Source organism: Longispora urticae (genome assembly GCF_053902585.1).
Window position 1 is genome coordinate 56,902 of record NZ_JAQZSH010000002.1, and the last position, 13,218, is coordinate 70,119.

Here is a 13,218-nt window from a genome sequence, read left to right on the forward strand (position 1 = left end):
ACTCGATTATCTCCCCGGCGTGACGGCCGCGAGGACTTCCGGGCCACGTCGTTGCAGCATGTCGCCGCCGACCCGCGCGCCGAGCACCGCAGCACCGACCCCGTAGGCCACCCCGACGGGCAGCAGCAGCACGCTCCACAGCGAGTCGCCGAGCAGCCACGAGCCGACCGCCATCGGGGACGCCAGCACCAGGGTGACGAACATGGAACCGAGGCTGATCACGCCCTTCATGCACCCGCCGCCGCTGTTCATCGCGAACGGGTTGCTGGAGTCGGGCAGCGCGTACGGGGCGCGGACCGACAGCACCGACATGATGGCGATCGCGACCCCGAACGCGGCGTACCCCGAGCCGAGCGCGCCGACGATCTGCGCGGGCTTGCCGATCAGAATGCCGAGTACGGGCACCACCACGGTCAGGGCCGGCACCGCGAGCAGGGCCAGCGCCGTACTCCGGGCCCGCAGCTCCAGCCGGCCGGGCACCCCGATCATGAGGTGGAACGCGTACGCCGACCCGCCGAAGCCGAACTGGTTGCCGGCGGCCAGCGCCAGGAACACCCCGATCCAGACCACGGTCACGCCGAGGGCGAGCGTGGTCTGCCCGGCGCTCATGCCGATCGGCATCGCGAGGCTCGCGGCGAGCATGGACAGCAGGGTCGCGCGGCGGCGCGGGTCCCGCCACCAGCCGCGCATCTCGGCGGCCACGATCGCGCCGAACACGCCCTTCGGGGCGCGGCCGAGGATCCGCAGCGGCAGGCCGGTGTCCTTGCGTGCCTGGGCACCGCCGCTGGCCGCGCCGACCATGGCCGACTCCAGGGAGTTCGACCACCAGCGGGCGAGCAGGGCGAGGACGATTGCGGTGCCGGCGAGCTTGGCGAGGCCGAGGAGGGCGCTGCCGGTGGCGAGGTCGTACCAGGCGGTGAAGGGGGCGGCCAGCGGCGAGTACCCGATGACCCGCATGCCGTTCTTGACCGACTCCGCGTCGCCCTGGGCCATCGCGCTGGTGCTGAGCGAGATCATCGGGCCGATCAGGGTCAGGCTGAGCGTGATGCCGATCAGGGCCAGGTCCCGCGACCGGCGCGACCGGAGCGCCGCCGCGAACCCGCTGGTCACGGCGCGGCTGCCCACCACGCAGGTGGCGACGCCGAGCACGACTCCCACCGCGGCGGCGATCCCGGCGACCGGGCCGCCCTTGACGAAGCCCGCGACCACGAGGCCGGCGGTGGCGATCAGGGTCGCGAGGGCCGGCACGCCGAGGAAGGCCGAGGCCAGCAGGCCCGCCATCAGCCGGCGCTTCGGGATCGGCAGCAGCGCGAACCGGGCCGGGTCCAGGGTCTCGTCGACGCCGAACATCGCGACCGGCATCACGATCCACCCGATCACCAGGAACGTGCCGACCAGCGCGACGATCCCGTACCCGTACTCCTCGGGGAGGGCACCGACGCTGGCGAACAGCGCGAAGCCGCCCGCCGCGAGCAGGACGCCGAAGAACAGCGAGAAGACCAGCGCCACGACCCGGCCCGGCTTGCCCTGGAACCCGTTGCGGAGGATCCGCAGCTTGAGGCGCACGAACACGCCGATCCCGGGACCGTCCGGGGCGACGTCGACCGGTGCGGCCGTGGTCACTTGAGCCACGCCAGCTCCTCGCCCAGGGAGGTCCGGCCGCCGGCCTGCTCGACGAAGATCTCCTCCAGCGGGCGGTCGCCCCGGACCTCGTCCAGGGTGCCGACCACCTTGATCACGCCGTCGGCGAGGATCGCGACGTGGCTGCACAGCCGCTCGACGACCTCCATCACGTGCGAGGAGAAGATCACAGTGCCGCCGGAGCCGACGAAGCGGTGCAGGATGTCGCGGATCGTGGCGGCCGACACCGGGTCGACGGCCTCGAACGGCTCGTCGAGCACCAGGAGCCGGGGGCCGTGCAGCAGCGCGCAGGCCAGCCCGATCTTCTTCTTCATACCGGCCGAGTAGTCCACCACCAGGGTGCTGCCCGAGTCGGACAGGCCCAGCACGTCCAGCAGCTCGCCCGCGCGGGTCGCGATCTGCTCGGCGGGCATGCCCCGGAGCATCCCGGTGTACGTGAGCAGCTCCAGCCCCGTCAGCCGGTCGAACATCCGCACCGCGTCGGGGAGTACGCCGAGCAGCCGCTTCGCCCCGATCGGGTCCTGCCAGACGTCGTGCCCCAGCACGTACGCCGTCCCCGCGTCCGGCCGCAACAGCCCCACGGCCATCGACAGGGAAGTCGTCTTGCCGGCCCCGTTCGGACCGAGCAGGCCGAAGAAGGACCCCGTCGGGACGGCCAGGTCGACGCCCGCGACGGCGACCTTCTCCCCGAACCTCTTGACCAGACCACGCAGCTCAAAGGCGTTTTCGCTCACGTTGCCCAGCGTAGTGGGCGTTTCGGGGCGCCCATCCTCCTCGAGGAGGATCGGGGGTTACTCCCGGATGGGGAGGCGGGTGGCCCCCGGAGACGGGCCGGCAGTCGCCGTCACTCCCGGATCGGCAACCGGAGCGCGATGGTCGGCGCCTCGGCCATGATCCCCCCGGCCGCCGACACCGCCCGGCTCGGCCGCCGCCCGGCGTACGTCAGCTCCACGCCCTGGTACAGCTCGACGGTGTCCGCCTCGCCCACCAGTTCGCTCTGGTCGCGGCCGAGCTCGACCCGGGGCCCGTTCGCCCGGACGACGACCGTGCCGTTGGTGCTCTTGTCGGTGACGGTGAGGCTGGTCCCCGCCAGGGTCAGCTCCACGTGCGCCCGGCTGATCCACTGCAGGCTCTCGTCGTCCAGCCACGGGCCGAGCATGACGCCCTGCGCGGGGGACCGGCCCACGACGACCGGCCGGAGCGCGTCGACCGCGAACCGGGTCCGGGCCGTGCCGCCGACCCACACGGTGACCGCCTGGGACACCGCCCGGGGGCCCTCGTCGCCGAGCGGGACGCCGTGCCGGGGGCAGGTGGGCCGGCCGGTGGTCAGGGTCGGGATGCCGACGGGCTCGCCGTCCGGGCAGCGCCACCGGCGGGACAGCACGGCGGCCTGCGAGGGGCCGGGGGTGCCGGGCCGGTCGATCAGGGCCACCCCGCCGAGGCCGGGTACCGGGGCCATCGTCATCGCGACGGGCAACGGGTGCCTCGTGAGCACGGGCAGGCCGGTGATCGAGGCCAGCTCGACCAGGCGTCCGGCCGGGTCGGCGGCGATCACCTCGATCAGCCCGTCGTCGGCCCAGCGCCGGAGCACCATCTTCTCGTTGGAGGTCAGCTCCAGGCTCGACAGCAGGGCCTTGTCCGCGATCGCGTACACCGGGACGGCGGCGTCGTCGAGCTTCACCGCGAGGGCGTCCACGACGGCGCCGAGCCGGGGGAGGTACGTCGGCCGGCCGCCGTCGAGGTCGACCGCCCGCAGCACCTCGCCGACGTCCACCAGGGCGCCGACGAGGGCCGGGTCGGTGCTGAGCCGGCGCTCGATGGCGTCCAGCACCTTGCTGATCTCGAACCGCATGATTGCCCCTCCCCTACCCGAAACGCCGCACATCGATGCAGGTCACCGGGCTTAACGTCGCTCGAATGCTACCTGTTAGCGCCCGGCCTCCCGACGCAGCAGCTCGGGAAGCTCATCAGGTGTCACCGATCCGCCAGTCAGCCCCCGGGCCGCGAACCAGGTACCCACGTTGCGGGCGTCGCGGGCCAGGTACTCCCCACCCTGCGGGTTCACCACCACGTCCACGATCTGCGGCAGGTCGATGATGACGAGCCGCCCCTCGTGCACGAGGAGGTTGTAGGGCGACAGGTCGCCGTGCGCGAACCCCCGCTGGGCGAGGGTCACGAGCGCCTCGACGAGCTGCTCCCACACGCTGAGGAGCTCGGCGCCCTCGGGCCGGGCGTTGGCCAGCCGGGGCGCGGCCGCGCCGTCGGCGTCCCCGATGAACTCCATCAGGATCTCGGTGTCGCTGATCTGCACCGGGTAGGGCACGGGCAGGCCCCACTGGTAGCAGGTCCGCAGCGCGTTGAACTCGGACATCGCCCACTGGCCGGCGATGACCTTGCGCCCGAACTCGGACCGGTTGGCGACGGCGCGCTGCATCCGGGACTCGGCGACCTGCCGGCCCTCGGTGTACCCGGCGTCGCGGTGGAACATCTTGTGCTCGGCGGACCGGTACCGCTTGGCGGCCAGCAGGGTCGCGGTGTCCGTCCCGGGCACGGAACGCCGGATCAGGAAGACGTCGCCCTCCTTGCCGGTCTTCAGGATGCCCAGCTCGGTGTCGACCGCGCCCAGGTCGGTCACGACCCAGGAGGGGTGCGGCAGGGGGCCGCGCTCCAACGGGGCGGCGGAGTCCCAGGTGGACCAGCGGTCGCCCTCGGGCAGGCCGTCGGAGGCGTCGGAAAGGTCCCATTCGGTGTCTGCTTTATAGTGCTTCTCGTAGACGATGTCGTCGGCGTCGAAGCGGTTCTTGCCACGGGTGCGGTTGATGAAACCGCCGCTGCTGAAGGTGTCGCGCATGGTGGTGGTGAACTCCTCGGGAGGCGCCCCACCGGCGCGGAATCGGCGCTAGACGGCGGGGCTGGGAACGGTCAGGCAGGTGAGCACGGACCGCATGACGGCAATGTCCATGGGTCTCACCTCCTTCTGTTCCAGAAACTCAGCGTTCCGGGCACTCAACGGCGCAGCCGTTCGCGTCGGGGAGAAACTATCGGGCCGCTACACCGGCGCGCAACCCTTTTAATTGGTACCCGGTACAGCGCAGTATGTGCCAGGTGAGCACAGTTCTGGCCGTCACGGCCGCGGTGGTCGCGTTCGCCGCCGGGGTGATCGCGCTGCTCCGGCTGCGCGCCCGCCGGGGCATCGCCACCAGCGTGCAGCGCGCCACCTACGAGGTGCTCCGGACCGCCGGGCTGGCCGCCGAGCCGCTCCGCGCGGGGCTCACCGAGGCGGCGGCGACCAAGTCCGTCCGGCACCTGCGCCGGCTGATCGGGGCCAGCGGGCTCGCCCTGGCCTCCCCGACCGGGGTGCTCGCGTGGGACGGCACCGGCGAGCACCACCGCGACCAGATCCTCAGCTCCGGCAAGGCCGTACTGGACGCCTCCGACCTGGGCTGCGACCGGCTGGACTGCCTGATCCGCGGCGCCGTCCTCGTACCGTTGCAGACGGACTCCGGCCGGGTCGGCACCCTGATCGCGCTGTCCGACGAGCCGCCCGCGCCCGGCCTGGTCCAGGCGGCCGTGGAGACCGGCCGGTGGGCGGCCACCCAGCTCGCGCTCGCCGAACTGGACTCCTCCCGGGACCGGCTCGCCCGGGCCGAGCTGCGCGCGCTGCGGGCCCAGATCAGCCCGCACTTCATCTACAACGCGCTGTCGGCCATCGCGTCGTTCGTGCGGACCGACCCGAAGCGCGCCCGGGAACTGATCCTGGAGTTCGCGGAGTTCACCCGGTACAGCCTGCGTGCGCACGGGGAGTACACGACGTTGGCGGAGGAGCTGCGGTCCATCGACAGGTACCTGACGATCGAGCGGGCCCGGTTCGGGGAGAGACTCCAGGTCCGGTTGCAGGTGGCCCCCGAGGTACTCCCGGTGTCGCTGCCCTTCCTGTGCCTGCAACCGCTCGTCGAGAACGCCGTCCGGCACGGGCTGTCCCGCAAGCCCGGGGTCGGCACGATCAGCATCGTCGCCATCGACTCGGGCGCCGAGTGCCACATCACGGTCGAGGACGACGGGGTGGGCATGGAACCGCAGGCGCTGCTCGACGCGGAGGAGAGCGGGGACGGCCAGCACGTCGGGCTGTCGAACGTGGACGAGCGGCTGCGGGCGGTGTTCGGAGAGGAGTACGGACTGGTGGTGGAGACGGGCCCCGGGGCCGGTACCAAGATATTGGTCAGAATTCCGAAGTTCCACCCGGCGGTGCGGTCGTGAGGGCGCTGCGCATCCTGGCCGTGGACGACGAGCCGCCGGCCCTCGACGAGCTGGCCTACCTGCTGCGCTCCGACCCGCGGGTCGCCGAGGTCGTCACCGCCTCCGACGCCACCGAGGCGCTGCGGGTGCTGCGCGGGGCCGACATCGACGCCGCGTTCCTCGACATCCGGATGCCCGGCCTCGACGGCATGGAACTCGCCCGCGTGCTGCACCGGTTCGCCGCGCCGCCCGCCGTGGTGTTCGTGACCGCCTACGACGACCGGGCCGCCGACGCCTTCGACCTGGGCGTCCTCGACTACATCCGCAAGCCGGTCGAACCGGAGCGGCTCGCGGAGTCGCTGCGCCGGATCGTGTCCGCGCTCGGCATCAAGACCGCCGCCGGCCCCGAGACGGCCGTGATCCCCGTCGAGCTGGCCGGCACGATCAAGCTGCTGCCCCGGGCCGCCGTGCACTACGTGGAGGCCCAGGGCGACTACGCGCGGCTGCACACCGCCGACGGCTCGCACCTGGTCCGGGTGGCCCTGGCGACGCTGGCGGAGCGCTGGTCGGATGCCGGCTTCGCCAGAATCCACCGCTCCTATCTGGTACGCCTGAGCCAGATCTCCGAACTGCGCCTCACCAGCTCCGGCTACGTCGTCGTCATCGACGGCCGCACGCTGCCCGTGGCCCGCCGGCACACCCGCGAGCTCAAGGACCTCCTGCTGCGCGCCGCCAAGCAGGACGGCATCCGGTGATGACCCCCGCGCGCGGCAGGCGGACCCGGATCGTGCTCGGCGAGGTGGCCCGCGCCCGGCGGGTCAACCGCACCCGGCGCGAGCTGGCCGAACAGACCGAGATCGGCGACGCGCTGATCAAGGGGCTGGTGCGGGCGCAGCTGGCGTTGGCGTTGCGGCTGGCGCTGCTGGTCGGGCTCGGGCTCGGGACGCTGCCGCTGCTGTTCACGGTCGCGCCGGCGCTGGGCGGGGTGAAGGTGGTCGGGGTGTCGCTGCCGTGGGTGCTGCTCGGGGTGCTGCCGTACCCGTTCCTGGTGGCCGTGGGGTGGATCTACGTCCGGATGAGCGAGCGCAACGAGCGCGAGTTCACCGACCTGGTCGAGAAGTGAGCACCTCCCGGTGAGCAACCCGTGGGCGTTGCCGGCGATCGTCCTCGTCACCCTGGTCACGCTCGTGATCGGCGTGTACGGCCTCCGGTTCGCCCGCACCACCAGCGACTTCCTCGTGGCCTCCCGCTCGGTCAGCCCGACCTGGAACGCGGCGGCGATCGGCGGCGAGTACCTCAGCGCGGCCTCGTTCCTGGGCGTCGCCGGCCTGGTCCTCAGCTACGGACTCGACGTCCTCTGGTACCCGATCGGGTTCGCCGCCGGCTACCTGGCCCTGCTGCTGTTCGTCGCCGGCCCGCTGCGGAGATCCGGGGCCTTCACCCTGCCCGACTTCTGCGAACTGCGGCTCGGCTCCCGGCGACTGCGCCGACTGGTGACCGCGTTCGTGGTGTTCATCGGCTGGCTGTACCTGCTCCCGCAACTCCAGGGGGCCGGCCTCACCCTGCGCACCGTCACGGGCGCGCCCTACTGGGTCGGTGTGCTGCTGGTCAGCGCCGTCGTGACCGGCGGGGTGGCGCTCGGCGGGATGCGGTCGATCACCTTCGTGCAGGCCTTCCAGTACTGGCTGAAGCTCACCGCCCTGGCGCTGCCCGTCGCGTTCCTGCTCCTGCACTGGCGGGCCGACGGCGCCCCGCCGCTGGTCGAGCCCAAGTCCCCGGTCGGCGCGGACTGGCTGCTCCCCGGCGGCGGCGACCACTCCGGCCAGGGCCTGTTCGGCACGTACTCGCTGCTGATCGCCACGTTTCTCGGCACCATGGGCCTCCCGCACGTCCTCGTCCGGTTCTACACGAACCCGGACGGCCGGGCGGCGCGCCGTACCACCCTGGGAGTCCTGGCCCTGGTCGGTTTCTTCTACCTCTTCCCCACCATCTACGGCCTCCTCGGCCGGATCTACACCCCGGGCCTCGCCAAGCCGGACAGTGTCGTGCTCGTCCTGCCCGGGGCGGTCGTCGGCAACGGCGGGCTCGGCCAGTTCCTCGGCGCGCTGGTGGCGGCGGGCGCGTTCGCCGCGTTCCTGTCCACCTCCTCGGGCCTGCTGACCTCGGTGGCCGGCGTGCTGTCCACCGACGTCCTCGGCAAGGGCTCGGTCCGCGACTTCCGACTGTCCGCGCTGGCCGGCGGCCTGATCCCGTGCGGACTGGCCCTCGCGGTGGCCGACCTCGACGTGTCCCGGGTGGTGGGGCTGGCGTTCGCGGTCGCGGCGGCGACCTTCTGTCCGTTGCTGCTGCTGGGGATCTGGTGGCGGGGGCTCACGGATATCGGGGCCGCCGCCGGGATGCTGAGCGGGGGCGGGGCGGCGGCCGGGGCGGTGATCCTGACCGTGCTGGGGTACGCCGGGCACGGGTGGTGGGCGGTGCTGATCACGCAGCCGGCGGCGTGGACGGTGCCGTTGGCGTTCTTCGTGATGATCACGGTGTCGTTGGCGACCCGGCGGCGGATCCCGACCACCGTTGGCCGCACCCTCCTGCGCCTGCACGCCCCGGACGCGCTCCGCCTCTGACCACCCTAGGGCCGGCGCCGCGCCCGACCACTGTCCATTCTGGACTCCACCACCCTTACGGCGGACCTTCCGTGCCGATCATCCTCATCGGACCGTCGAACCGGCACATTCGAGTGCGATCCGTTGACGTTCCGTAGCGACGAGCAAAGAGTGATCAGGTCGTCACCACTCGTTGACTCAAGGAGTTGCTCGACCGATGCGCGCACGAAGTATCTGGAGTCTGGCCGCCCTCCCCACCCTGCTGCTGGCCGTACTCACCGCCTGTGGGCCGGCCGCGAACGCGCCGGAGCAGTCACCCGCACCCGCCATGACAACGCAGGAAGCGGCCCCCTACGTCGCGCCGACCACGGCGGCCCCCACCGTGGCCCCCACCACCGCGGCGGCCCAGCCGACCAAGGCCCCCGAGGCAGCCGTCGCGCCGCCCGCCGCCCCACCGGCCCCGCCCAAGCCGGTCACCTGCGGGGCGGGCTACTACCTCAACTCCGACGGCAAGTGCGTCCAGCGGCCGGTACAGGCCCCGCAGCCGCCGGCTGGTGCGAGCGCGGAGTGCAATGACGGCACCTACAGCTTCAGCGCGCACCGTCGGGGCACCTGCTCGGGTCACGGTGGCGTGAAGCGCTGGCTGAAGGACCTGCCGGCCTGAGGACGGACCGCCTCGTACCCGGAAATGGAAGTTGCCGTTGTCCCTGGTCGGACAACGGCAACTTTTGCGAGAAGAGCTAGTAGGCGCCCCGGCGGGCCAGCACCACGCCGATCGTCCGCCACAACGTCCGCAGGTCGAGCAGCAACGACCAGTTGTCGACGTAGTACAGGTCGAGGCGCACCGCGTCGTCCCACGACATGTCCGACCGCCCCGACACCTGCCACAGCCCGGTGAGCCCGGGCCGGACCAGCAGCCGCCGCCGGACGTCCCCGAGGAAGTCGCCGTCCTCGGCGGGCAGCGGGCGCGGCCCCACCAGGGACATCTCGCCGACCAGGATGTTGATCAGCTGGGGCAGTTCGTCCATGGACGTCTTGCGGAGCCAGCGGCCGACCGGGGTGACCCGGGGGTCGTCCTTGATCTTGAATAGCAGGCCGTCGGTCTCGTTCTGGTCGACGAGGGTGGCGAGCCGGTTCTCGGAGTCGACGTACATCGTGCGGAACTTCCACATGCCGAACATCCGCGACTGGTGGCCGAGGCGGCGCTGCCGGAAGAAGACGGGGCCGCCGGGCTCCTTGATCTTGATGCAGAGCGCGATGACGCCGAACAGCGGGGACAGGATCAGCAGGCCGAGGAACGCGGCGATCCGGTCCATCAGGTTCTTGGCGACCCAGCCGACCCCGGACAGGGTGGGCTCCTCGACGTGCAGGAGCGGCAGGCCCTCGACCGGGCGGATGTGCACCCGGGGGCCGGCGATGTCGGTGAGCTGTGGGGCGACGACCAGGTCGATGCCGGTGCCCTCCAGCTGCCAGGCGAGCCGGCGCAGGTCGGCGGAGTCGGAGCCGGCGGAGCCGCAGACGGCGATGGTGTCGGCGCCGAGTTCGCGGACGAGTTCGACGAGGTCGCGGTTCGCGTACACCGGGACGGGGGTCTCGACGCCGCGCGCCGCGCCGTAGCCCTCGGTCAGGTACAACCCGACCGGCGACAGGCCGGCCTCCGGGTTGCGGGTGACGACGGTGTGCACCTCGAGCGTCTCGGGCAGCGCCCCGACGAGGAGCATCCGCTGGACGCACCGGCCGCGCTTGCGCAGGGTGTAGAGCACCCGGCGGACCATCGCCCGGCTGATCAGGAGCAGCACCAGCGCGAGGATCAGGACCGCGCCGACGGACATCCGGGACGCGTCGGTCTTGGTGCTCATGACCGTGAAGGACACGACGGCGACGGCGGTCCAGAAGGCGCGCAGGACCCGCTTGCTCTCGTCGGAGCCCACCCCGAGGTACCGGCGGTCGTACGCGCCGTGGCCCCAGAGGACGAGCACCCAGCCGGCGGGGAGGATCAGGTACGCGACGAGGTAGAACCAGAGCGGCACGGGCTGGTCGCTGCGCTCGACGAAGCCGGCGACGGCCTTGGGGAACCAGGAGATGACGGCCAGGCTGGCGAGCGCGACGGAGAGAAAGTCGAGGACGACAAGGCAGGCCGAGTACCACCAGGCCCAGGTTGACGTTCGGTCACTGCGGAAGAAAGCCGAGCGAGGAACACCGTTGGTCACCGGCGCCGCCTCTGGCTCATGGCCTACCGCCTGTCTGTCGCCGGCTGTGCCGGCCGGCCGGCTCTTCTTCGGGGCCGGACGCTGGAGGCTGGTCGTCACCTCAACAGGCCCTCCGGCAGTGTGCTGCTCACGGCTCCCCTAGTGTGCCACGGCCCCCGCCTCGTCCTCTGACGACCGGCCGACATTATTCGGTGTGTCCGGGTCGTGTCGAGTCGGGGTCGGTTGCGTACTTGCGAAAAACCAGCCCATTACGCCGAGTAGCGCCACTCCCGCTAGCCCGGCTGACAAAGCGTACGCCGGTGAAGGCATCGACGTAACCTGGTCCCGATAACGGAGGGTCACTTCCGCAAGAGCGTAGACGTGTAGGACCCCTGTGACAACGACCACGACCCTGACAAACTTGCGCGGAAACTCGGGCGTGAAACCCTTCGCCACGAACGCGGCGAGGAGCACGAGGCCGACCCCGGCGGGCATCGCGTACCGGCCGTGGGAGTACCAGCCCAGCTTGGGGACGAACCACAGTTCCAGGGCGACGAGGCTTCCGTAGCTGGCCAGGGCCGTGCCGAGCACCGCGATCCGGTAGCGGCGGCCGGCGGCGAGCCAGGCGGGGACGGCGAGCGCGGCGACGAGCGCGTACCAGCCGAGGATGACCCAGCCGGGCATCGTGAGTTCGCCGTAGCTGAACTGGCCGACGACCTGGTTCAGGTAGAAGGGCGTCCGGATCCGGACGATCTCCTCCAAAGTCTTAGCGAAACTGAGATGTACGGCACGGTCGGGGATCGCCGGAATGTCGTTCACGGCGGAGGTGAGCATCCAGGCGAGCCCGAGGACCCCGGCGGCGACGATCGCGCCGAGCGCCCACCGGGTGTCGGCGCGGCGGAGGAGTTCCCGGATCCGGCCGCGCCGGGCGAACACGAGGGCCGCGAGCACCACGATGGCGAGCAGGACCGGTCCCATGTGCCGCAGGGTGAGCAGCAGCGCGCCGCTCACCGCGAAGGCGACCAGGTGCCGGCGTTCGTTCCCCGTGCTCCGCACGAGGGCGAGCAGTGCCACCCAGGCGAGGATGCCGGCGCTGATCTCCATCCCGTTCGGGTTGACGGAGCCGTTGAGATTCAGGGCCATGGGGGTACTGACGAGCAGCACCGCCCCGACCAGCAGCTTGTTCCGCAGCCCGTACGCGATGGCCACGGCCGCGGCGAGCAGCAGCGCGCACAGGGCGGCGGACAGCACCCGGGCCCCGATGATCCCGCCGAGGTCGGGGCTGACGGCCAGCGGAACGCCGACGGCCGCGTAGTAGAGCGGGCTGTACCGGGCGGCGGCGCTCGGCCAGCGCACGGTGCGGTCGCCCTCGGCCGTACCCGCGGCGGGGGCCGGGGTCTGGCAGCCCGCCGCGAGCTTGTCCTTGTCGAAGCAGGTGAGCTCGCCGGGCAGCAGGCTGGCCGGGCCGTCGAAGTAGTAGCCCTGGGCGTAGACCTGGCCGGTGACGACGCCGTACGCGCGCGGGATGTGCTGCACCTCGTCGTACGTGCCGTTGACCGGGACGCCGAGCGCCCAGCCCGCGCCGAGGAGGAGGTACCCGAGGAATGCCAGCAACCAGACCCGACGCATCCCGCCAGCTTAGAGTGAAGGCTCAGGAGGCCCCGAGCCGAGCGACGCCGGGGCCGCGGAGGTGGTCGGCGTGCCGGAGTTGCCGGAGGTGGCGGCGCTCGCCGCGTACCTGCGCGGGCGCGCCGTGGGGCTGACGGTCACCGGGGTGGACGTGGTGGCGCTGAGCGCGCTGAAGACGTACGACCCGCCGCTGTCGGCGCTGGTGGGGCGGCAGTTGACCGGCGCCGGGTACATCGGAAAGTACCTGGATGTCGATTTCGGGGGCCTGCACCTGGTCACCCACCTGTCGCGGGCCGGTTGGCTGCACTACCGCGAGCACATCACGCCGGGTCCGCTGCGGCCGGGCAAGGGGCCGATCGCGGTCCGGGTGCGGTTCGACGACGGGTCGGGCTTCGACCTGACCGAGGCGGGCACCCAGAAGCGGCTCGCGGTGCACGTCGTCACCAACCCGAGGCTGATCGAGCGGGTCGCGACCCTCGGGCCCTCCGCGCTGGAGGTGTCCCTGGAGGAGTTCAGCACCCAGATCACGAGAAACGCCCAGATCAAGGGGGTACTGACGGACCAGCGCGCCCTCTCCGGCATCGGCAACGCCTACTCCGACGAGATCCTGCACCTGGCGAAGCTGTCCCCGTTCGCGATGGGGTCGAAGCTGACGGCCGGCCAGGTCAGCGCCCTGTACGACGCGGTGCGCGCCACCCTGCACGAGGCGATCGCGCGCACCGAGGGGCAGCAGGCGGCCACCCTGAAGTCGGAGAAGCGGGCCGGGTTGCGGGTGCACGGCCGGACGGGGCTGCCCTGTCCGGTGTGCGGGGACACGATCCGCGAGGTGTCGTTCGCGACGTCGAATCTGCAGTACTGCCCGACATGCCAGACGAAGGGCAAGCCGCTCGCGGACCGCCGGCTGTCCAAGCTCGTACGCTAGG

General features: G+C 71.8%; 12 protein-coding genes. 6 read left to right on the forward strand and 6 right to left on the reverse strand.

Annotation, left to right across the window (positions count from 1 at the left end; genetic code table 11):
- Positions 1-6: 6 nt before the first annotated feature.
- The 4 genes from PT931_RS00390 to PT931_RS00405 form a co-directional block, all read right to left on the reverse strand.
- Positions 7-1,632 carry an ABC transporter permease gene (locus PT931_RS00390; RefSeq protein WP_456243709.1) on the reverse strand — a complete coding sequence of 542 codons (1,626 nt, stop codon included), beginning with the start codon at positions 1,630-1,632 and terminating at the stop codon, positions 7-9.
- The gene (locus PT931_RS00395; protein WP_363729012.1) at positions 1,620-2,375 is read right to left on the reverse strand and encodes an ABC transporter ATP-binding protein; all 756 of its coding nucleotides are present in this window, start codon (positions 2,373-2,375) and stop codon (positions 1,620-1,622) included. Before PT931_RS00395 ends, PT931_RS00390 begins: the two co-directional genes overlap by 13 nt.
- 110 nt (positions 2,376-2,485) lie before the next feature.
- Positions 2,486-3,493: an FHA domain-containing protein gene (locus PT931_RS00400; RefSeq protein WP_456243710.1), complete on the reverse strand. Its 1,008-nt coding sequence runs from the start codon at positions 3,491-3,493 to the stop codon at positions 2,486-2,488.
- A gap of 75 nt (positions 3,494-3,568) precedes the next feature.
- Complete coding sequence (locus PT931_RS00405) at positions 3,569-4,492, reverse strand: serine protein kinase RIO (RefSeq protein ID WP_456243711.1); 924 nt, start codon at positions 4,490-4,492, stop codon at positions 3,569-3,571.
- 245 nt (positions 4,493-4,737) lie between these two features.
- Between PT931_RS00405 and PT931_RS00410 the strand changes: the two genes are divergently transcribed.
- From PT931_RS00410 to PT931_RS00430, 5 genes are all read left to right on the forward strand, one after another.
- A complete protein-coding gene (locus PT931_RS00410; protein WP_456243712.1) occupies positions 4,738-5,898 on the forward strand; it encodes a sensor histidine kinase in 1,161 nt (386 codons plus the stop codon).
- Positions 5,895-6,632, forward strand: a complete 738-nt coding sequence (locus PT931_RS00415; protein ID WP_456243713.1) for a LytR/AlgR family response regulator transcription factor — start codon at positions 5,895-5,897, stop codon at positions 6,630-6,632. Before PT931_RS00410 ends, PT931_RS00415 begins: the two co-directional genes overlap by 4 nt.
- Positions 6,632-7,000 carry a hypothetical protein gene (locus PT931_RS00420; protein ID WP_456243714.1) on the forward strand — a complete coding sequence of 123 codons (369 nt, stop codon included), beginning with the start codon at positions 6,632-6,634 and terminating at the stop codon, positions 6,998-7,000. The genes PT931_RS00415 and PT931_RS00420 overlap by 1 nt, the downstream gene beginning before the upstream one ends.
- A gap of 10 nt (positions 7,001-7,010) precedes the next feature.
- Complete coding sequence (locus PT931_RS00425) at positions 7,011-8,498, forward strand: sodium/solute symporter (protein ID WP_456243715.1); 1,488 nt, start codon at positions 7,011-7,013, stop codon at positions 8,496-8,498.
- Positions 8,499-8,694: 196 nt separating this feature from the next.
- A complete protein-coding gene (locus tag PT931_RS00430) occupies positions 8,695-9,141 on the forward strand; it encodes a DUF3761 domain-containing protein (protein WP_456243716.1) in 447 nt (148 codons plus the stop codon).
- Positions 9,142-9,217: 76 nt separating this feature from the next.
- Here PT931_RS00430 and PT931_RS00435 read toward each other — a convergent pair whose 3' ends face one another.
- The gene (locus PT931_RS00435) at positions 9,218-10,687 is read right to left on the reverse strand and encodes a sugar transferase (RefSeq protein WP_456243717.1); all 1,470 of its coding nucleotides are present in this window, start codon (positions 10,685-10,687) and stop codon (positions 9,218-9,220) included.
- A gap of 138 nt (positions 10,688-10,825) precedes the next feature.
- Positions 10,826-12,295 (reverse strand): DUF2142 domain-containing protein, encoded by a 1,470-nt coding sequence (locus PT931_RS00440; protein WP_456243718.1) that lies wholly within the window; start codon positions 12,293-12,295, stop codon positions 10,826-10,828.
- Positions 12,296-12,365: 70 nt separating this feature from the next.
- Between PT931_RS00440 and PT931_RS00445 the strand changes: the two genes are divergently transcribed.
- Complete coding sequence (locus PT931_RS00445; RefSeq protein ID WP_456243719.1) at positions 12,366-13,217, forward strand: DNA-formamidopyrimidine glycosylase family protein; 852 nt, start codon at positions 12,366-12,368, stop codon at positions 13,215-13,217.
- Position 13,218 lies beyond the last annotated feature (1 nt).